The organism is Pyrobaculum organotrophum, from assembly GCF_055384425.1.
Window position 1 is genome coordinate 64,337 of the sequence record NZ_AP042430.1, and the last position, 19,370, is coordinate 83,706.

At 46.5% G+C, this 19,370-nt stretch carries 22 protein-coding genes; 11 read left to right on the forward strand and 11 right to left on the reverse strand.

Going from position 1 to position 19,370, the window contains the following annotated elements:
• The first annotated feature begins 2 nt into the window (after window positions 1–2).
• The 6 genes from ACZ49R_RS00410 to ACZ49R_RS00435 are packed head-to-tail and all read left to right on the forward strand — an operon-like array spanning window position 3 to window position 5,790.
• The gene (locus tag ACZ49R_RS00410; RefSeq protein WP_464733258.1) at window positions 3–431 is read left to right on the forward strand and encodes a hypothetical protein; all 429 of its coding nucleotides are present in this window, start codon (window positions 3–5) and stop codon (window positions 429–431) included.
• Window positions 428–721: an NADH-quinone oxidoreductase subunit K gene (locus ACZ49R_RS00415; RefSeq protein WP_464733259.1), complete on the forward strand. Its 294-nt coding sequence runs from the start codon at window positions 428–430 to the stop codon at window positions 719–721. The genes ACZ49R_RS00410 and ACZ49R_RS00415 overlap by 4 nt, the downstream gene beginning before the upstream one ends.
• The gene (locus ACZ49R_RS00420) at window positions 718–2,148 is read left to right on the forward strand and encodes a complex I subunit 5 family protein (RefSeq protein ID WP_464733260.1); all 1,431 of its coding nucleotides are present in this window, start codon (window positions 718–720) and stop codon (window positions 2,146–2,148) included. The genes ACZ49R_RS00415 and ACZ49R_RS00420 overlap by 4 nt, the downstream gene beginning before the upstream one ends.
• Entirely contained in the window at window positions 2,139–3,992 is a 1,854-nt protein-coding gene (locus ACZ49R_RS00425; protein ID WP_464733261.1) for an NADH-quinone oxidoreductase subunit 5 family protein, read from the forward strand. Before ACZ49R_RS00420 ends, ACZ49R_RS00425 begins: the two co-directional genes overlap by 10 nt.
• Window positions 3,989–5,227 carry a proton-conducting transporter transmembrane domain-containing protein gene (locus tag ACZ49R_RS00430; protein ID WP_464733262.1) on the forward strand — a complete coding sequence of 413 codons (1,239 nt, stop codon included), beginning with the start codon at window positions 3,989–3,991 and terminating at the stop codon, window positions 5,225–5,227. The genes ACZ49R_RS00425 and ACZ49R_RS00430 overlap by 4 nt, the downstream gene beginning before the upstream one ends.
• Before the next feature lie 11 nt (window positions 5,228–5,238).
• Window positions 5,239–5,790, forward strand: coding sequence for a nucleoside-diphosphate kinase (locus tag ACZ49R_RS00435; RefSeq protein ID WP_464733263.1), 552 nt, complete (start codon window positions 5,239–5,241; stop codon window positions 5,788–5,790).
• Here the strand turns inward: ACZ49R_RS00435 and ACZ49R_RS00440 are convergent.
• Together ACZ49R_RS00440 and ACZ49R_RS00445 are read right to left on the reverse strand one after the other, a co-directional pair.
• Entirely contained in the window at window positions 5,782–6,186 is a 405-nt protein-coding gene (locus ACZ49R_RS00440) for a hypothetical protein (RefSeq protein WP_011763352.1), read from the reverse strand. The two genes, ACZ49R_RS00435 and ACZ49R_RS00440, sit on opposite strands and share 9 nt — an antisense overlap.
• A 115-nt stretch (window positions 6,187–6,301) precedes the next feature.
• On the reverse strand, window positions 6,302–7,330 hold the full coding sequence (locus ACZ49R_RS00445; RefSeq protein ID WP_464733264.1) for an RAD55 family ATPase: 1,029 nt from the start codon (window positions 7,328–7,330) through the stop codon (window positions 6,302–6,304).
• Window positions 7,331–7,429: 99 nt separating this feature from the next.
• Between ACZ49R_RS00445 and ACZ49R_RS00450 the strand changes: the two genes are divergently transcribed.
• From ACZ49R_RS00450 to hisS, 3 genes are all read left to right on the forward strand, one after another.
• The gene (locus ACZ49R_RS00450) at window positions 7,430–8,464 is read left to right on the forward strand and encodes a glycosyltransferase (protein ID WP_464733265.1); all 1,035 of its coding nucleotides are present in this window, start codon (window positions 7,430–7,432) and stop codon (window positions 8,462–8,464) included.
• Between the two features lie 152 nt (window positions 8,465–8,616).
• Window positions 8,617–9,663, forward strand: a complete 1,047-nt coding sequence (locus ACZ49R_RS00455; RefSeq protein ID WP_011763350.1) for a saccharopine dehydrogenase C-terminal domain-containing protein — start codon at window positions 8,617–8,619, stop codon at window positions 9,661–9,663.
• Complete coding sequence (gene hisS, locus ACZ49R_RS00460; protein WP_464733266.1) at window positions 9,660–10,925, forward strand: histidine--tRNA ligase; 1,266 nt, start codon at window positions 9,660–9,662, stop codon at window positions 10,923–10,925. Before ACZ49R_RS00455 ends, hisS begins: the two co-directional genes overlap by 4 nt.
• Here the strand turns inward: hisS and ACZ49R_RS00465 are convergent.
• From ACZ49R_RS00465 to ACZ49R_RS00475, 3 genes are read right to left on the reverse strand one after another with little or no spacing between them, the layout of a single operon-like run.
• The gene (locus ACZ49R_RS00465) at window positions 10,910–11,806 is read right to left on the reverse strand and encodes a carbamate kinase (protein ID WP_464733267.1); all 897 of its coding nucleotides are present in this window, start codon (window positions 11,804–11,806) and stop codon (window positions 10,910–10,912) included. The two genes, hisS and ACZ49R_RS00465, sit on opposite strands and share 16 nt — an antisense overlap.
• A 20-nt stretch (window positions 11,807–11,826) precedes the next feature.
• Window positions 11,827–12,915: an MFS transporter gene (locus ACZ49R_RS00470; protein ID WP_464733268.1), complete on the reverse strand. Its 1,089-nt coding sequence runs from the start codon at window positions 12,913–12,915 to the stop codon at window positions 11,827–11,829.
• A gap of 39 nt (window positions 12,916–12,954) precedes the next feature.
• Window positions 12,955–13,320 (reverse strand): hypothetical protein, encoded by a 366-nt coding sequence (locus tag ACZ49R_RS00475; RefSeq protein ID WP_011763347.1) that lies wholly within the window; start codon window positions 13,318–13,320, stop codon window positions 12,955–12,957.
• A gap of 33 nt (window positions 13,321–13,353) precedes the next feature.
• On the opposite strand from ACZ49R_RS00475, the gene ACZ49R_RS00480 reads away from it, so the two are divergent.
• Entirely contained in the window at window positions 13,354–14,190 is an 837-nt protein-coding gene (locus ACZ49R_RS00480) for a hypothetical protein (RefSeq protein WP_464733269.1), read from the forward strand.
• Here the strand turns inward: ACZ49R_RS00480 and tatC are convergent.
• Entirely contained in the window at window positions 14,175–15,023 is an 849-nt protein-coding gene (tatC, locus tag ACZ49R_RS00485; protein ID WP_464733270.1) for a Sec-independent protein translocase TatC, read from the reverse strand. The genes ACZ49R_RS00480 and tatC overlap by 16 nt on opposite strands.
• A gap of 601 nt (window positions 15,024–15,624) precedes the next feature.
• Between tatC and ACZ49R_RS00490 the strand changes: the two genes are divergently transcribed.
• Window positions 15,625–15,927: a Sec-independent protein translocase subunit TatA/TatB gene (locus ACZ49R_RS00490; protein ID WP_053240464.1), complete on the forward strand. Its 303-nt coding sequence runs from the start codon at window positions 15,625–15,627 to the stop codon at window positions 15,925–15,927.
• A 37-nt stretch (window positions 15,928–15,964) separates the two neighbouring features.
• Here ACZ49R_RS00490 and ACZ49R_RS00495 read toward each other — a convergent pair whose 3' ends face one another.
• The 5 genes from ACZ49R_RS00495 to ACZ49R_RS00515 are packed head-to-tail and all read right to left on the reverse strand — an operon-like array spanning window position 15,965 to window position 19,357.
• Window positions 15,965–16,777: a DMT family transporter gene (locus tag ACZ49R_RS00495; protein ID WP_464733271.1), complete on the reverse strand. Its 813-nt coding sequence runs from the start codon at window positions 16,775–16,777 to the stop codon at window positions 15,965–15,967.
• A 30-nt stretch (window positions 16,778–16,807) separates the two neighbouring features.
• Window positions 16,808–16,975 carry a ribbon-helix-helix domain-containing protein gene (locus ACZ49R_RS00500; protein WP_167827678.1) on the reverse strand — a complete coding sequence of 56 codons (168 nt, stop codon included), beginning with the start codon at window positions 16,973–16,975 and terminating at the stop codon, window positions 16,808–16,810.
• Window positions 16,976–16,997: 22 nt separating this feature from the next.
• Entirely contained in the window at window positions 16,998–18,026 is a 1,029-nt protein-coding gene (locus ACZ49R_RS00505) for an NAD(P)/FAD-dependent oxidoreductase (RefSeq protein WP_464733272.1), read from the reverse strand.
• 20 nt (window positions 18,027–18,046) lie between these two features.
• On the reverse strand, window positions 18,047–18,715 hold the full coding sequence (locus tag ACZ49R_RS00510; RefSeq protein WP_464733273.1) for a hypothetical protein: 669 nt from the start codon (window positions 18,713–18,715) through the stop codon (window positions 18,047–18,049).
• A 21-nt stretch (window positions 18,716–18,736) separates the two neighbouring features.
• Entirely contained in the window at window positions 18,737–19,357 is a 621-nt protein-coding gene (locus ACZ49R_RS00515) for an MBL fold metallo-hydrolase (protein WP_464733274.1), read from the reverse strand.
• Window positions 19,358–19,370 lie beyond the last annotated feature (13 nt).

The window sequence follows — 19,370 nt, forward strand, 5'->3', positions numbered from 1 at the left end:
TCATGATAGATCTACTACTCTTGTTGGCAGCCCTCTTTTTCGGCATACTTTCGGTGTACGCTAAGGATAACGTTTTTTCGGCTATAAGTCTTTCGGCCGCGGCAGGCGCAGTTGGCGCATACTATGCTTATTTAGCGCAATTTGCATCCGCTTTCCTAATTTTCGTAATATATATTGGCGCCGTGATGTTACTTGTCATGATGACAGCCGCTATGTACGGCGGTGTCCAGAGATGGGATGCTAAGTACATACTAGTGACATCTCTGGTGTTTTTTGCTGCTCTGATTTTAGGATCTTGGCTCTGGGTTACGCCGTATCAGCCTTCGACCGCTTACACAGCGCCAACTGATTTGCGTATGGTCGTAATATTATTACTAGGCGTTGCCGCAATATCACTTGTAGTAAGTATAGAGGTTGCGAAAAAGATATGACAGAGACATTTATTACCGGCTTTATCTTAATTCTTCTCGGTTTGTACAGCATTTCTATAACCAGAAATCTCGTGAGAATTTTAATCTCCTTAGAACTTACGACAGTAGGGGCCTTTGTTATCTTAGCACCTGTTATTACGAAAGACCCGATATTAGCATTTTACGGAGTTTTAATTTTAGTTCTGATCTCCGTATCTGAAGCGTCGATATTTGCTGCTTTGATTTACCGCAATTACATATTAACAAGAGAAACAGATATATCTGTGATGAAAAGCGGGAGAGAAATATGATGATTCTGGTCTCTTTACTCATACCTATGGCATTATCTCTTGTAGCATATATTGTAGCAAAGAAATCTACATATTTGGCAAGCTATATATCTGCCATCGCGTTAGTACCGCTTTTAGTAATCTCTGGATACACCACGTTTAGCGGCGTTATTTACACAGAGGGCACATTCCAAGGCTTTGATATATTGGCGTTTAAGATTACTCCATTCAATGGAGTTTTCGCTTTTACAGTTGCACTAGTTGGGATATTTGTCGCCCTTTATTCGGCACCCTATATGGAGCACAGAAGCCACGAGTTGGGGAGAGATACATCAATTTTCTATTTGACATACGGCTTTTTCCTCGGCGGCCTTGCCGGAGCCTTTGTCGCAGCTAATTTAATTATGATATATATCTTTATTGAAATCGCACTTATTGCATCTCTTTTCCAAATTCTTTATTATGGATATGGAGATAGAGTTAGAATAACTATCATGTATTTAATATGGTCGCATGTGGGGGCGTTATTAGTACTCGCCGGCTTTCTATTTCTCTACTTAAGGGGGATCTACTACGTGCCACTTCTCATAGATGTCAAACATCTTGGCGCCGATTATGTAGCATTTCTGTTGATACTAATAGGGTCTCTTGTCAAAATGGCTGCCCTCGGCGTCCATATGTGGCTTCCATATGTACACGCGGAAGCCCCAACTCCATTGTCAGCACTCCTATCGCCTGTGCTAGTCGGCGTGGGCGGCTATATAGTAGCTGCAGTTGGCATGTATATACTGCCAAGCCCAGAGCTGACGCAATGGCTTATCTACTACGCACTTGCAACAGCTATATACGGCGGCTTGATGGCGTTTCTCCAAAAAGACATCAAAAGACTCTTTGCATACTCCACAGTGTCACAGATGGGGTACCTCCTCCTAGGGGTAGCCCTCTTTAATCCACATGGCTATACAGCCGCGGCACTTTTTTACCTTAGCCACGGCTTAGGCAAGGCGGTGCTCTTTATGACAGCCGGATATTTCATTATGTATTTACATACACGTGACATAGAGAAAATGGGGGGCCTATACGGGTGGCGGCCTGAGCTCGCAGGGGCCGCTATTGTAGGTTTTCTCAACCTTGCCGGCATATTGACAATAGGTATGGTGTCTGAAATTATACTGACTGTGTCTTACGCCAAGTATTTCAGTTCTAGTTACGCATACTACATCCCGTACGCACTTATGTTGCTTGTTACAGGTATCTACGCATTTAACACAACCCGCGTGGTGTTCTTCGGGCCTCATAAATACGAGGGCAGAGGCCCTGTAGACATCGCGTTGGCATCTATAGTAGCTGTGGCACTTCTCTCTATATTACTTCTACTGCCGCCATTTTCAAGCGCTTTAGCAGACAACGTATATAATACCATAGAAGTGCTGAAGTTATGGAAGTAATCCTCTTTACTATTTTTACGCCGTTGCTCGCCTCTATAATATCGCTGTTTAGCTACTCCGAGAAATTCAAATCTTGGGTAGTGACATTTGGCACTTTTGTATCTGCGTTATTAGCAACATATCTCTTTTTCACAGCGCCACATGGCGTATATGGTGTAGATTGGATTGAATCAATAGGGGCTAAGATAGAGGTTAGGCTTGACGAATTTAGCATACCCATGGGCCTTTTAGTAGCTTGGCTAATAGCCGCCATTTCGCTCTACTCTGTCAAATACATGGAGGGAGACTACAGGCCGGGGTGGTATTGGTTCTTCTTTGGCTTCTTTGCCACCTCTATGTTAGTGGTGGTATATGCAGAGAACCTCTGGTTCCTACTAGCCGGCTGGGAGGGCGTTGGGCTTGCCTCCTGGGCTCTCATAGGGCATTGGTATCGCGATGAATACGATAAATGGGTGGGCAGAGAGGAGAGAGTATTTGGCGTGCCTTACTGGTGGACGCCGAGTAAAGCCGGGCTACGCGCCATATTAACTGTGCGCTTTGGAGATTCCTTTTTCCTCGTGGCGATAGCTCTCTTCTACGTAGTTACGGGCACCGCTTCGCTTACAGGTTTACTCCATTCAGAGAGTCTAAAGGCTCTGGGCGTAGTTCCCCTTATATTTTTCGCCCTGGGGCCATTTACAAAAAGCGCCCAGTTTCCATTTCACGAATGGCTTCTTACAGCAATGACGGGGCCTACTAGCGTATCTGCGCTAATCCACGCAGCGACTATGGTAAAGGCCGGGGTCTACGTGTTGATAATAACAACGCCGATATTCCTCTTAGTACACGGCTCCGAGTTGTACTTCTGGATAGTGACGGCGATTGGCGTAATCACGGCTCTTACAGCTACAATAATCGCCCTAACCTCTATGGAGTTTAAACTTGTACTGGCTGGCTCTACGGCGGCGAACCTCGGCATAATCGCCGCGGCGGCAGGCGCCGCAGGCTTGCTAGGCCTACACGAAGAGAAGCTTCTACATACGCTCCTCTTCTACGCCTTTTTACACATAGCCGGCCACGCGGTGTCTAAGGCCTCCCTATTTATGGGATTTGGCGCTGTGATACACGAAGCGGGCACACGCTTCATCGGCGAAGTGGGCAAACTATGGCGCCACATGAAGATAACTGCGATAGCCATGGCCCTCTCTATGTTAAGCTTGGTAGGCATACCGCCGTTTGTGGGATATATAACAAAAGACCTAGCGCTTGAAAACGTGTTTGAAGTTGTGCACATATCTCACGTAGATATTCTCGCGCCTGCACTATACCTCTTGCTGTTTCTCACACCGATATATGGTCTACGTCTGGTAGGGCTGACGTTTCTCCACGGGAGAGAGCCTGAAGAAGTTCACGAAGCGCCTGTCTTAATGTGGCTGCCCTACACGGCGCTAGCTATAGCTACTTTGGCATTAGGAGGCTACTTCGCCGTAGCTGTAAAATTCCCATTGACAGAAGCCTTGATAGCAGTCTTGCTAGGCTTCTTGATTGGCCTAATACTATATGTACTGCTTCCAGGCTTTAAATCTGAGACACTACAGCCGCTGTGGGAGGTGGCGTATCGTAGATTTTATCTGCCTATTTTATACGATGGAGTATTTCCGCTTTTATTCACTTGGTTTGCCAAATTTATATATGTAGTATTTGACAAGGGGCTTTTCGACGGGTTATATCACACTGTAATTCCCGGAGTTTTCGAAATGCTGTCTAACAGTGTAAGGAGATTAGTGACAGGCAACATAAGTATTTACATCTTCTACACCGTAGTGGGAATATTAATAACACTACTCCTCTTGGTGGCACTATGATAGACTTCCTCACATACCTAATACTCGCAGTGTCTCTCACATCTCCACTGGCGTTGAGAATAGATGGTCGTTATATCACGGCTGGCGTATCGGCTATCTTACTAGTCCTATCTATATATCTATGGTTTCCCGTGGGAGTAATAATTTCAGTTGTGGCTCTTGCGCTATCTCTAGACTGGCGTTTAAAATCGTTTGGAGTCGCCTTGGCTGTCTCTGTTACAAGCGCGTTGCTTGCGGCTTATGTCTACTACAGCTCGGCGTCTGTAGTCTATGGGCTAGTTGCGTTGGCGTTAGTCACCGCCGCGGTATATGGCCTATTGGCTATGGATAAGAGCAAAGAAAATATAGAAGGCGCTGTGAAATATTTGGTATTTTCAGGCGTGGGCAAGGTGCTTATAGTCTCAGGCTATATGCTTGCCGCCTCTGGTTGGCCTCAGGGACTCTATCTAACAGTCCTCGGCTTTATGTTTGAACTAGGCATCGTGCCCTTCCATGCATGGGTTGTAGACGCCTATGCCCTCGGCTCTCCTAGGGGAGTTGCGGCTTTAGCTGCTTTTAGTAAAGTCACGGCGCTTTTTGTTCTACTTGCGATATTTAAATCGGTTTCTGCTACTAGAGAAATAGGTCTTGTAGCGTTAATAGTAGCGTTATCATCTATGTTTGTAGCAAATGTAGCCGGTCTAACTGCTAAGACACTAGGTCGTATCATGGCCTACTCTTCCATAGCCCATATGTCTTACGCCTTAGCCGCAGTCGCCCTAGTGTGGTGGCTTGGAGAACCTAGCACAGGCATACAGATATTCGGCGTGCCTATAAAAGCCGTCGACCTCGCCGCACTTGTGGTAGTGATTGAAGCTTTAAGTTCTGGTTTTGCAAAAGCCGGAGTCTTTAGCTATCTAGCGACAAACATATCTGATCTACTCCCCCCGAGGAAGAGCGTCCTCAATATATTAAACATTCTTTCTCTGCTGGGGTTGCCCCCGCTACTTGGCTTTTGGGCTAAACTGTTTCTGGTGCTATTAATTATAGCCTATCCACAGCCTTTGCTTGTTGCATTTTTAGTAGCTTGGGTAGTTTTAAACAGCGCAATGGCAACTCCGTATTATTTGAGAGTTTTAAGAATGGTGGCAGAGGCGCCAGGCCCCCTGGCAGATAATATCACGTCGACTTACACAGCTTTTATATCTACAGCGCTTGGCGTCATAATGCCGCTTATCGTCTATACGCTTGTGTAATAGGTTGATCTATGCCCATTGAGAGGACGTTAGTAATCTTAAAGCCGGATGCTGTACAACGCGGCCTCGTTGGAGAAATTATTTCACGATTTGAAAAAGTTGGGTTAAAGATCGTAGCGATGAAGATGATTAAAGCAACGCCGGAACAAATAGAGAAATTCTACCCCTCTTCAGAGGAGTGGTATAGATCTGCAGGGAGTAAACTCCTAAAGGCCTATCAAGAGCTTGGAATAGACCCGCGTAGCAAGATCGGTACAGACGACCCGGTGCTTGTCGGCAAGAAGATTAAGGAGAGCTTGGTTAAATATATGACCTCTGGGCCCATAGTTATACTAGTACTAAAGGGGAACAGAGCGGTAGAGGTAGTGAGAAAATTAGTAGGCCCTACATCTCCACACATAGCGCCGCCTGGCACAATCAGAGGGGATTATTCGTGCGACTCTCCAGATCTAGCCGCTGAGGAGGACAGAGTCGTCTACAACTTGGTCCACGCGTCAGATAGTGTAGCCGAGGCTGAAAGAGAGATACGTTTCTGGTTTAGAGAAGACGAGATATTAGACTAGTTGCAATCTATAGGCGAATAGTGTAACTGCAACATTTGGCAAGGTCTTTCTCCTCCCTATAGTCGGTATGACTGCTAATACGGGACCTGACACTGTAGGATCCAAGATTTTTATTCTAACTCTCTTATTGCACACCACACCCTCTAGGACATTCCCATGGACTTCGCCCTCGATAAGTTGGTCATAGTTCTCTAAGAGAAAACCGTTGAAGTCTATCTTTGTTATATTGGTCAAAACCGCCCCATATCTACTCTTTACTAGTCTAGCCCTGAAGGGGGGTTCCATGTCTGTTGGTAACTCCATTAGTTTAACCGGCAATTGGCCACACTTTGGGGGGCCAGATACGACGAAGTAAAGACCACGAGTGGGGCCGCGGGCTATAGCTATGATATCCATAGTTCTCCGACAAAGCGCCGTCTTTTAAGGGTCAAATTAAGTTCACCACGTGAAAATGTAGTGAATCACTGGTTTGCTAAGGGAACGAACTCGATTGGTAAAGCTTATATATGGTTCACCCCGAAGAGAACTGGAAACGGAGCTCCGTCTGTGGCAATGGCTCTGGCGAATGTTCGACGCGTATTTTTTCTCTGTCTACATAAAATATATAGTCGTACTCAGAGGGCCTAGGCACTGATGTATAGATATCTACCCAGACAGCTCCCGGCCCTCTAAACGATCTGAACCACCTTTGTATATTTTCTGCGTCAAGTGTTATAACGTAGGTAGACAGCACTTTCTGAGCGTAATGTTCTAGGCGCATATGTTCCATTAATGAAACAAGGCGCGGTTTGGCTTTCTTGAAGAAAGCCAGTTGATACGGCTTATGTACATATGCTATGGCGTTTGGAGAGTCGACAACAGCGGCAGATAGACTCTGGAGAGGGCCGTATACTGCAATTTGAGCCCCAAGAGGCACCTCTTTTACAAAATGCGAGATGAGACCAGGTGGCGTGACGTATTTATGTTCAGAAGACGGCGTAACCTCATTGGTTAATATAACTGGGCCAGTTGAAAGGATTGCCATGTAGTAGACAGGTTTGACTACTTCAAGCCCCCTAGCCTTTAGAATCTTTACACGCCTAATAGTTGCATAATCTACATATTTGGCTTCGAGTTTTACTATCACGTCTGCAACATCGGCAAGCGGGTTGTACTTATTCTCTATACCTATAACGCTGTAGAGTCCCGTCTTTGCTAAGGCATCTGCCGTAGCTCTATCAAATACCACGGCATCGACACCATCTATAATGAAGACATCTGCCTTCTCCCTATACGCTAAGTCCATCACTTGGTTAAAGAGAGTTTCTTTGTACTGTGGCACGTAGGGGTAGTCATATACTACTACGTCTTCAACTCTCCATCCGAAACTTTTCCACATCTCATGTAAAGTGTTCCTCCGCTCGTTAAAGGTGACCCACACAACTCTCCTCCCTGCTTTTGCAAAGTCAAAAGCCACTTTAGAAATAAGCACAGTTTTACCAGTGCCGCTCGCTCCGTATACAAAGGAAACTCTTTCTGCAAAAATAGGTCTAAAATCCACAGCGTAGTTGGACAGAACATATTAATACTTTACGGTTACTACATTTAAAAATGCCTTTAGGAATCAACTAAATATAGCTATTTAAAAATAGGCCAAAATATGATATCTGTTATAGTACCGACATATAACGAGGCTGAAAATATAAGAGAACTCATAGAAAGGCTTCATAAAGCGTTAGGTAGCAACTACGAGGTTGTCATTGTCGATGATAACAGCTTAGATGGAACTGTCGAAGTGGCAAAAAGTCTGGCAAAGAAGTACCCTGTGAAAGTCATCACTAGAAAAAACCGCCTAGGTCTCTCTAGCGCCGTGGCGGAGGGGGCCAAGTGGGCGAGCGGCGACGTCGTAGTCGTCATGGATGCAGACCTCCAACACCCGCCTGAGCTAGTGCCTAAGTTGGCGGAGATCGCTGAGAGAGGTTGTCTGGCGGTGGCGTCGCGGTATGTGAAAGGCGGCGGGGTCAGGGGTTGGTCTCTCTACAGGCGTATTGTGTCTAAAGGCGCCGTCTTTCTCGCGAGACTTCTACTGCCCGAGGCTAGGGCGGTCCGCGACCCGGTTTCTGGCTTCTTCGCCTACAGTAGAGAGTGTCTAGCTCAGATAAAGCCCACCGGCCTCTACAAGATCTTGCTAGATGTCCTCGTCCAGTGCAAGCCGAGGTGCGTCGTGGAGGTGCCCTACGTCTTTGGCCTAAGGACGCGCGGCCGGTCGAAGCTAGGCACTAGACACATGTTAGACTATCTAAGACAACTACTTAGGTTAAGCAAGTGGCGCCCCCTAAAGTTCGCCGCGGTAGGCGCCAGCGGCGTCTTTGTGGCTTGGGCAGTCCTCTACGCCTTACCACTGCCGCCCCACCTCTCAGTCGCCGCGGCCATAGAGACGTCCCTCACCTCAAACTATCTATTGAACCGCCTCTGGACTTTCGCGGGGAGGAAGACGCCGGCGTTAATAGGCTGGCTGAGGTACCACGTGGCCACGGCGGCTGGAAATGCGACAAACTACATAACGACGCTAGCGTTAAATATACTTGGCGTCTGGGTATACATAGCCTATCTAATAGGCGTTATAGCAGGCTACGCTGTTAACTACATTCTCTCTGAGTTAACAGTCTTTATGACGTCCCCTTCCTCGCTTTGAAGAGCGGGATCTGCATAGCGGAGTCTCTCGCCGGATCATCAAGCTGTTCGACGTGGGGTAAAGAGGGGCCGGCTTTGGTTATGACTTCTTCCCGCCCTGAAGGGCAGTTCTCAGTTGTGATAATATAAATACTAACAACCAGTTCCAGCAATGTGAGAGTGTTAGTTCTAGGTTGTGGAAATATAGGTAGATACGTATATGACTATCTTTCGACAAAACACGATGTTGTAGTAGTTGATAAAGCAAAGGCGTGTCCAAATGCGTTACAACAAGATGCGTTAGAGACGCCTCTGGGCGGCTACGATTTAGTAATAAACGCGTTGCCAGGCAGTATCGCATATAAGGCGTCAAAGAGAGCGCTAGAAGCTGGGCTTGATACAATAGATATTTCCTACTACGCAGAGGACCCCCTCTCTTTACATCAAATCGCAGTTAAAAGTGGCGCGAGATATATACCAGACGCCGGAATTGCCCCCGGCCTTAGCAACATATTGGCTGGGAGACTCGCGGCCGAGTTAGATAGAGTAGACGAACTAGGTATTTACGTAGGTGGCATACCTGAAAAGCCCGTAGGTCCACTCGGCTACTCGGTTACATGGAACCCGCTCGATCTGGTAGAGGAGTACACACGACCAGCCAGAGTTTTAAAAAACGGCGAGGTGACATCCGTCGACCCACTTAACGAAGTTGAGTATATACATTCGCCGATAGGCGAATTAGAAGCTTTTTATACCGACGGACTTCGTACACTCCTAAAAACCCTAGCAGACAGAGTATCAACAATGTACGAAAAAACGCTTAGGTGGCCAGGCCACGTTGAAAAAATACGCCTACTCCGCGACCTAGGCCTCATGGATGAAAGCGGAGAGCCACCTCCGCGGTTAGTAACTGCGACAGTTCTTTCCAAGCTTAAATTCGACGTCCCAGACGTAGTATATATGCGTGTATTTGGAACTAGAGGCGACAAGAAGATACAGTACGAGGTCTTGGTAAAGTCTCGCGACAGGTGGACAGCTATGCAGATAGCCACTGGGAGCGTTGCAATAGCTATGCAATACGTAATAAAAGAGCTAGAACCTGGTGTTACGCCGCCGGAGTATATAGGCATGTCTAACAAGCTATTTCCAAGGATTATATCTACTGTGAAACAACATGGAGTCTATATATCACGAGAAGTTGTAGAGAGGGTGGTTTTATGAGCGGCCTTCCAGACTATTTAAGAAGACCCCCACGCGGTATGCGAGACTGGCTTCCGCCGCAGTTTTATGCGCTTAGACATATGGAGGAGACGTTGTCTAAAGTAGCTGAGGCCTTTGGATACAGGAGAGTTGAAACACCTGTGGTAGAACATTTTGAAGTACTTGCGAAAAAAGCCGGCCAAGAAGTGGTGAATGAGATATACTACTTCAAAGATAAAGCAGGCCGCGACCTAGGGCTTAGATTCGACATGACGGTCCCTATTGCCCGTGTCATTTCTTATAACCTCAGCCTTCCCAGACCAATAAGGTGGTACTATTTCACTAAGGTATTTCGTTACGACGAACCGCAACACGGCAGATATAGAGAGTTTTATCAATTTGGGATAGAGCTAATAGGTTCGGCGAGCCCTAGAGCGGACGCTGAAGTGCTTCAAGTATTTACACAAGCTCTTGACGCAGTTGGTGCAAGGAGTTATATTGTTAAAATCAACGATAGAAGAGTTGTAGACAAGTTGCTTGAGAGATTAGGAGTTTCTGCATATAGAGATGTCATCTACCGTGCATTAGATAAGAAGCTTAAACTCTCAAGAGAAGAGGTGATAAAGTTAATGGCTGAAGGCGGCGTTTCGCTTGATACGGCAGAGCGTATATATGACATAGCCGAGGAGATGTCGATAGATGAGGCGGTTAATGTCATAACTAAACTAGACAGCGGCCTGGGGTCTTTCTATAACAAATTATTGAAATATTTAGAAGCTGCCGTATCGCTAGACAAATTTAGATTTGATATGTCTATAGTCAGAGGGTTAGACTATTACACAGGCATGGTGTTTGAGGCATTTGCTGGAGAGTACAAACTAGCTGTAGGAGGCGGAGGACGTTATGACGACCTTTTAGAGCTCTACAGTGGCGTTAAAATGCCGGCTCTCGGTTTTGCAATAGGCGTGGAGAGACTAATGGAGGCAGTGGGACTTGAAGGCGTAGAGAAGCCGTTGGACTACTACATATATATCTTTGACGACGACGCGTATCCACACGCAGTTGCTATAGCAAAGAGACTCCGTTCCGCCGGCTACAGTGTTGTGGTAGAACTCGGCGAGAAGAACCTAAAAGAAGTCTTCGAGTATATACTAAAGATAGGCACTAGGTATTTGATAATTATAGGGAAAAAGGAGCTTGAAAAAGGCGTTGTGAAAATTAGAGATTTACAAAGACGTGAGGAGTTTGAGAAGCCGCTTAGCGAATTCTACGGCACAACCTGAGTGCCGCTAATCCCCTTAAACACTTCATAGCCTCTTTCTAATGCGCCAACAGCAGCTTTTTTGCCAGTCTTACGTACGAAATTTATAACCGCCTGTACCTTAGGCCCCATAGAGCCCGGCGGAAAATGTCCTTCAGACATATACTTCTCCAGCTCATCTACTCTTACAACGTCAAGCTTCCTCTGGCTAGGCTTTTTGAAGTTTATATAAATGCCATCTACATCTGTGAGTATGACGAGGAAATCTGCACCCAGCTCTATTGCTAGTAATGAAGAAGCTAAATCCTTGTCTATAACTCCCTCTACGCCTACGCCATTACACATAGGTATGCCGCCTCCGCCGGTTGCAACTACGACATAGCCGCTTTCTAAAAGCTGTTTTATCACATCTACTTCTAAGATCTTACGTGGTGTAGGAGATGGCACAACCCGCCGCCACCCTCCCCTCGGGTCTTGTTTAAATATCCAGCCGTATCTCTTCGCTAACTCAATAGCTTGTTCTTCAGAATACACAGGCCCTATAGGTTTTGTCGGAGTTTTAAAAGCGGGGTCGTTGCAATCTACCTCTACGCGGGTAACAATAGCTACAGACCTCCCAGAGCCTAAATACCCGTCGAGAGCAGAAACTATAAAGTAGCCTAACATACCTTGGGTCGCCGCGTTTAAGACGTCTAGTTTAAACGCCCCATCTCCCCTCTGTAATTCGGCAAGATATCCAATCTGTGGGCCATTGCCATGTGTTATAACGACTTGATGTCCCTCTTGTACGACTTTAGCAATTACTCTTGCCGCTAGATTGACGTTTTTTAAATGAGTCTCCTGATTTATAGGCTCGCCAGGTTGATTAAACGCATTGCCCCCCAGCGCTATAACTACTCTCACTTTCTGTGTTAATCGAAATATTAATAAATCTTTAGCATATTTATAACTATATATGTCGCTATAGCAGATAAAAAAGCTAGTGCCGAAAGTAGAAGCCAGGGATATGTAGGCGAAAAGGCCATAAGTAAAGAGAAAGCGTAGCTAAAATGAAGACCAAGAGCCATATTTATAACATTGATTACGGCTAGGGCAGATGCAGGATTTCTAGAAACCTTTGATGCTGTGGCATATACAGCGGTTATGTATGCAGAAAATGAAGCCCCGTATATAAATGCGAGAAGAGGCGCCGCCTCTATTGGCGTATCTGGCATTGCTAAATATGCAATAGATGCGAAAATCGGAGTGTAGAGTAGCAAGCGTCTTTTATTTTTTGTTCTATCGTAAAGCCTTCCAAACATCCCGCCGAAAAATCCCGACAGCATAGACGCCGACGAAATTGCGCCTGCATAACTCTCTTCTATGCCGCGGAATAAATGTAGCCACGTAGCTGTGAGACTATTAGCTGCATATACGGCCCCCCAGAAGGGGAAAGATGCTAGGCCAAATACACTAGTTTTCCAACTGATAGATGTCTCACTTTTTAAGCTCGCGCTTTTTAAAAGCATAGCTCCGAAAGCCGCCGAAATAACCCCTGGTATTGCTATTGCAATACGCCATCCGACTAACGACGCTACATAGCCCCAGTAGTAACCCAGAAAGCCGCCTAGGTTAAAAGAAGCGTTATACCAACCTAGGATAGAACCAACGGCGTCAGGTTTAAGAACTATAAGCACAGCGCCTGCTGTAGAAAAAAAGAGGCCAGCGCCTAAGCCGCCCAGTGCCCTAAAAAACAACGCCCACTCCCAGCTGGGGGAGAGGCCGACGGCTATAGACGATATGCCGAAGATTATCAAGCCAATTCCGGCGATTTTATTATGACCGAATTTGGCGCCTATAAAACTTGCCGGTAGCTGTGCCGTTGCTGCGCCAACTATAAAAACCGCAGGTAAAACACCCGCTAAAGCTGGGTCTACGTTAAACTCTCTCAACATCATAGGTAGCACAGGCGCGATGTAGAACCACATTAATGCATAAACTGCGCGCGAGAGTAGTACGAGATATATCAGCATTCTAAAACTACTTCACAACTCAGTGCCGGGGTTGGCTCATCACGCGTAATGCGGCGTCTGTTGTGACTGCGGCTGTATGGGAAGCGGCGGTGGAAAGCCCAACTCCCTCATGACAAGCGCCGCTTCAAACAAGGCGGCTTGCATTATAGGCCCCGCCACTTGCGGCGGGAGATTTTTCACATCTACCTCGCCCTGTATCACTGCAGTGCCTCTGATAGTCACTGTAACTACACTTGGGCTAGAGGCTATGCTTACCGTAAATGGCAACTCTATCGTGCCACCTCTTTTTACAGCTCTCTCTCCCTCTATCATAACTTGTACATTCATTTGTAACTGTGCGCCTGGAGGCGGGGCTCCAAATCTCTCAGCATGTATATAATCAAACCTGATACCTACGACACTCATGGCTTTTAAAATGCAAGACTTTATAAAAACTCTGTGATTCTACAAATAGTAGACTATAGCGAGTCAATACATACTTTGGGAGATGTACGCGCAATTGTTTCGCCACGTTGTAAAAACCCGCCGCCCTCTCCACGTCTCTCCTCCTTCTGCATACTTGCCAAAGCTGTCAAAAGAATATACGGTGTGGAGATATTTGGCGCTCTACAAGACCAAATAGACTTAGGACTTGACGTCCTTGACAACGTCTTGTTATTTGGACAACTACCACTTGAGGATATGTGGCTAGCCCGCATATTACCATACGGCGTAGCCGCCGGAAGTTGTTTTACCCCACGCCCAGACCCCATAGTCGCAACACTTGCGGTGTTGTCAGTAGGTATTGCCCCAGTGGCGGTGGATCTCCGCTATGGCTATGGGGAATACGCCCATTTTTTGGCAGAACGTGCAGAAGAGCTCGGCGCAGAGGTGCAGTTAATAGTTGTAAAACCCCTCGAGTTACCTGGCGACATAATATTTCACTCATCTGCCCCGCCCTATCTAAGGGAACGTTATATAAAAACGCCAGGCGATGTATCAATTAGAAGAGGCGAGGTCACGCTTTCTAAAGCTACAGTCGAAGAAAACTCTACACCTACAGAACCAAGGTTCTGGGATGCGTTAAAACGCGTAGGCGAAATATTAAACCTAGATATAGACTTTTTCGAAGATTTGGCTTCTCAAAGCGTTTTAAGCCATAGTTATATCCTTGACCACATCACGACATGGCAACTCGGCTATTTAGCCAAGTGGGGCTTTATAAAACAAGTGCCCGGCGGTTGGTCCTCTACGCCAAAACTCCTCTATCTATACGGCCTTTACCGCCGACGTTGAACATCGGGGCACTTGCGGACAATCCTCCTGCTCCAGATTAGTCCAATTTCAAAAAGTATAGCGAAGGGTATAAACGTGAGAAATGTAGATATGAGCGTAGTATCTGGCGTCACTATGGCAATTAAAATTAGCGCCGCCGCATACACTAACGGCCTGTATTCTGCTAACGTCCAGGGATTTAAGAGACAGATCTCAGACAATATAGCCATCACAATGGGCGTCTCGAAGATCACTCCAGTCCAGAAAGCAATCTGGATCCAAGTACTTACCACAGACGCCACGCTGAAGATCTGCTCTACCTTAATCACTTGTGCTAGACCTACGACAAATCTAAAGAGGGAGGGATATATGATCAATATCCCGAAGAGGTTTCCGGCATAAAATAGAAGTAGGGCAATCCATAGATACTTTTTCACAACTCTCTCTTCGTGTGGGTAGAGAGCCGGTTGTATATAGAGCCACATTTGATATATGAAATATGGAAATACCACAAGTGCCGTTAGATAAAGCGAGGAGTACATTACAGCCGCAAGCGGATTCCATACCTCGCCGGCGATCAAAGCAATTCTAACATACCCAGTTCTGTTGAGACCCTCTAAAAGTGGGTTAATAGATTGCATAAATACCCAATATGCAAATGGGTTATACTCTCCAGTTATGAAAAAAGAAGTGGCTATACTCAACGGATTTCCTCCGCTTAGATCTGGGGCGGGCATCCACATGAGGATAAAAACTACGGCAAAAGCTACAAGCACACGTTTAAGCCGCGTGCCTAATTCGGCTAAATGTTCCCACAGAGGCATTTCCTTGTCGCGAGGCGGTTTAGATTCCACAAAACTTACTGAAGTCGATATTAAAAAGCTACTTGGGTTATAGACGGCGTAAGTGTGTCGTTACTTTCCAGTGGCCCAGCCCAAGCGCTCCTACGCCGGAGACGGCGTGTGCCGCCAGCCCTAAAAGCCCCACCGCCGTTTCAGCTACCTTTAAATCCGCATCTTCTCGTGAGAGAAGAAGAGAAGGGAGGCGGTAAAAAGCATAACCGTGGCAAAAACGGCGGAAGAAATAGAAGGAGGGTATGTACACGTTGACCGCGCTGTCGCTGTCTTTAGCGCGTGGTTGGGGCTGGTGTAAGTTCAACACCCTTAAGGATTCGAAAGGGCGTATAGGGAAATCGTGGCCAAATTTGTGGGACTTTCAAAACAGAACGGAGGACTGCATTACGCTTAGGAAGGCCCTCTACAAAGAGCTTCGCGGAAAGTACCCCGATTTGTTACCTCAAGGCACTCACGAAAAGGCCACATCGCCGTCTCCCATGCCCGATGACCCCCCACGCTCTTGGATACCGGTGAAGGCGTGGGCTAGGAGAAAGTCTCTAAGCTGTTGCGCCTAGGGAGAGACGGCATAAAATTAATAAAGGACTGCTCACTAAGGCTTATGTACTTAATATTAGCCGGACAAGAGTGGCTTGTTGTTCTTATAGCTATCGTCATAATTCTCATCTGGGGCCCCTCCAAACTGCCCTCTCTAGCGAGAGGGTTAGGAGAGGCCATTAGGGAGTTTAGAAAGGCCGCTTCTGGCGTAGAAGAGGAGCCTAGGAAAGTTGAAAAGAGGGAGGAGATAGACCAGAAAATTGTCGAGATGGCAAAATCCTTAGGTATATCAACCGAGGGGAAGACAAAAGATCAGTTGCTAGACGAGATAAACAGGAAATTAGCAGAGTTAAAGAAACAGACATAATATTCAGCCCGTCGTCAGTTCTTCAAACATCAGCCGTCTAGTTAATCATCACAGTTGTGGCAATTCCAAGTCCGACTAGTAAAGCGCCTAATATATATTTTGGAGAGATAGAGGTCTTGTTGATAGCTCTGTCAAAAATTTGAGAGAGTATTGGCGTTAGAGATGTAGTTATGACGGTAGTTGCAACTCCGACGTAAGCCATTGCGTAGATAAACGCAAGAGAGCCCAAGGCCAGGCCTATTGCGCCAGATAAGACGGCATATATCAAGCCGGATGTAGAGATAGTGCGGATTTTTGAAAATGGAATAAAGACTAGACTTAACACGGCAGATCTAACCACGGCGATTGTATACGGCGACGTTTCCTTTGCCGCCATTCCTAAGAGAGCTGATGCAAAACCCCACAACAGCGATGTTATAAATCCGTATAATACGCCAGGGCCTCTAGGTCTGCCGCCTAATGTAATCACAACTCCTAGAAACGCCAAAAGAGCGCCTAGTAAAGCGCCAGATCTCACCGGCTCTACTCCCATTAGTGCAGAGAAAAACTGTGTCGTGAAAATATAGGTGTAGCCTATAGTCACAGCTACAGCTACTCCGCTATGCGATATCGCTTTAAAGTAGAAGTAGTCGCCTAGGCCCGGTCCGGAAATTGCAGAAGATAAAACGACAAGGAGGGTAGATAGAGCCACTCTAAAATCTGCAAATGGCAGAAGTAATAAAAGCGCTGTGATATTTCTTATGGCCACTAGGGCAAACGAGTTTGCTCCTTTCTTTGACGCAGCGTGTACAAGCGGCGCGTTTATAGAAAAAGCCAGAGTGGCTATAAGCGCCGATGCTAACCCATTCACCGGGTGTGGGACAAATTGGGGCTATAAATTTTAGACGCCGTTTAGTTTATATCTATTTAAAAGCTCTCTCAATGCCGCCCTAATAGCTTCGCTTCTACTGGGGTAGAACCCCATTTTTACAAGCTCGTCTAAAATCTCTACATATGATTGAGGTACGTGGAAGGAGATAAGGATCATTTTTTCTCTTTCTTTAGCCACGTTGGACTTTTTCTCCATCTTTTTAAGCATTACGTAGTAAAACGGCGCTCCAATCGTGTCGCTCAGCTAGATTGCACGGGTTAGACACTTGTATACCAAAGTATTTCTCAAGTCTATAGACATCTTCCACCCCACGGCCGGCGATTAATTCCACAAGCCGCTCCGCTAGCGCAGGTCCAACCATGCTGCCATAGCCATCGAGCCCCCCTATCACATAGAGATTTTCTACCTCCGGGTGCTTGCCATAGATGGGCCCTCCGTGGGGGCCTATTTCACAATACCCAGTCTTTAAGTAGAGCGGAAATACATGTCCCACCCTCTGTCTTATCAAGTTGGTGATTTTCTGCATATAGCCAGGAGGCGGCCCTTGTCCATAGCGTCCACAGCCATCTCCAGCTATATATAGAGGAGGCGAAAGAGGTCTTCCATACCAACCCAGTATATAATCGCCGATGCTATATCTCCACACTTTTCTACCAACTAGATATACCACGGCGTAACATTCATAAGGGGCCAGTGGGAGAGATACGCCGGCCTCTTGTGCCAATATATTGTTTCTATACCCAGCTGCTAATACCACTACGTCACCCTCTACTCTCTCCCCATCTACAACTACATAGGCTTTTCTATCTTTGATTTTCAACAACCCGTAGGAGTCTACAAAACCTAATTCCCTCCTTAATTTTGTCACGACTTTTCTAACAGGGATGAGATAGTCTTTTGTTATCACAGCAACCTCGTCTTGGCTCAGTCGTATGCCGTCTATCGCGTCGACAACCTCGTGGGGGACGGCTAGTTTAGATAAATCTACCCACCTCGGGAGGATATCTACTGACGTAACCTCTCTAGGGTTTACAAATTCTCTATAAATCTCGAGACTTCTTTTGGCAAGTTCCACATCCTCTTTATGCGGCATAGATAGCGTTAATACTAGAGATGCCGTGGGATATGTAACCTCGCCGCCTATTCCGATAACTTCGAAGCCCCTTCTCTTGAAGAAATATGCAGTGAATACGCCCGCTATTCCCCCGCCAAGGATGACTACTCTCACGTCACTATTTCTTTACCTTCTTAAAAAAGCATTCCAAGTAAAGAGACCAGTAGTTGTGTCGGTACAATAGTGGTCTCTCTATATTCCATTAAACCCAACGAGATCATCTTCATCAGCTGGGGGTCTGTGAGCAAGGCCTGTGGCATAGTTGGCACAAGGACGCCTAATAAGGCATCTTTTTCATACGTTGCTTCTCTGGGTAACATCGCCTTTAGTCTCTCTACAATACACTCTTTGTCTACTACATGTTTGTTTTGATATACCTCATACTCCACGTAGTTAGACACGTGAATATTCCAGCCCTCGCTTTGGGCTAGCGTTTCAAACAGCCCGTCTAGATAGTCGTTTCCCAGCGGCCTAAAGGCAGCTCTTCTGCCAGAGGCCGCGATAAATAATGCCCCTAAGTAGGGGTCTGGATAAAGTGTGGCGTATACTACAGCGTCTGGGACGTCGTTTGAGAAATACGCGAAGTGTTTATAACCGTTTGGAAGCGCAATGTATAGCCAGCAAGGGTCGAGTTTTTCGCCATACTTCTGTACACCAGACTCAACAAGTTTTGCAATAAAGACGCCGAGGTCGAAAAGGCCGTAAAGCCTTGTCGAGATTAACGAAACGGCTGTGATAAGCTGTGGCGTAAGTATTGGAGGGGGAGGATACTGCAAAAGTTTTGCCCTTACAGCAGTCTGCATTGTGTTCTCATAGCAGTAATGTTAATATGGATTGCGGGGCACCCCACTTTTACAAATGGAGATATTTATAAAGGGGTTTTTAGACGCCTCGGAGCCGATGTCAGTCTTAGGGCCGTGGCCTGGGTATACTACGTAATAGTTCGGGAGCGTATAAAGCCTACATATAGACTGTACAAGAGCGTCCCAATCTCCCAGCGGTAGGTCTGTACGACCTACAGAACTCTTGAAGAGCGTATCGCCGGTAAACACAACGCCGTCGGCTACCAAAGTTATAGACCCTGGCGTGTGTCCAGGCGTGTGCCACACTTCAAAAACCCAGAGTCTATCCGGGATGGGCTTTGGCTCTGGGATATCTGGGATTTCAAACCCCCATTCAAGTGCCATCTCGTTTATCTCCCTATATACGGCCCAGTCGGCTGGATGAGCGTAGAAAGGGGCGTTAAATAACTCTACGACGCGTCTAACGCCGGCCGCATGGTCAAAATGGAGATGCGTCGCCACCACTGCGACAATGTCTCTCCGTCTCAGCGCTTGTATTATAGGCTCGGCGTCTGCCGGATCTATCACTATGCATACATCGTCTTTACACGCCAAGTATGAATTTGTGGCTAAGGGCCCCGTGACGATTTTTTCTACAATCACGTTTTAAAATGGT

Excerpts from the sequence above, each read along its gene's own strand:
- ACZ49R_RS00410 (WP_464733258.1), top strand. The coding sequence starts at position 3 with ATGATAGATCTACTACTCTTGTTGGCAGCCCTCTTTTTCGGCATACTT.
- ACZ49R_RS00415 (WP_464733259.1), top strand. The coding sequence starts at position 428 with ATGACAGAGACATTTATTACCGGCTTTATCTTAATTCTTCTCGGTTTG.
- ACZ49R_RS00420 (WP_464733260.1), top strand. The coding sequence starts at position 718 with ATGATGATTCTGGTCTCTTTACTCATACCTATGGCATTATCTCTTGTA.
- ACZ49R_RS00425 (WP_464733261.1), top strand. The coding sequence starts at position 2,139 with ATGGAAGTAATCCTCTTTACTATTTTTACGCCGTTGCTCGCCTCTATA.
- ACZ49R_RS00430 (WP_464733262.1), top strand. The coding sequence starts at position 3,989 with ATGATAGACTTCCTCACATACCTAATACTCGCAGTGTCTCTCACATCT.
- ACZ49R_RS00435 (WP_464733263.1), top strand. The coding sequence starts at position 5,239 with ATGCCCATTGAGAGGACGTTAGTAATCTTAAAGCCGGATGCTGTACAA.
- ACZ49R_RS00440 (WP_011763352.1), bottom strand. The coding sequence starts at position 6,186 with ATGGATATCATAGCTATAGCCCGCGGCCCCACTCGTGGTCTTTACTTC.
- ACZ49R_RS00450 (WP_464733265.1), top strand. The coding sequence starts at position 7,430 with ATGATATCTGTTATAGTACCGACATATAACGAGGCTGAAAATATAAGA.
- hisS (WP_464733266.1), top strand. The coding sequence starts at position 9,660 with ATGAGCGGCCTTCCAGACTATTTAAGAAGACCCCCACGCGGTATGCGA.
- ACZ49R_RS00470 (WP_464733268.1), bottom strand. The coding sequence starts at position 12,915 with ATGCTGATATATCTCGTACTACTCTCGCGCGCAGTTTATGCATTAATG.
- ACZ49R_RS00475 (WP_011763347.1), bottom strand. The coding sequence starts at position 13,320 with ATGAGTGTCGTAGGTATCAGGTTTGATTATATACATGCTGAGAGATTT.
- ACZ49R_RS00490 (WP_053240464.1), top strand. The coding sequence starts at position 15,625 with ATGTACTTAATATTAGCCGGACAAGAGTGGCTTGTTGTTCTTATAGCT.
- ACZ49R_RS00510 (WP_464733273.1), bottom strand. The coding sequence starts at position 18,715 with ATGCAGACTGCTGTAAGGGCAAAACTTTTGCAGTATCCTCCCCCTCCA.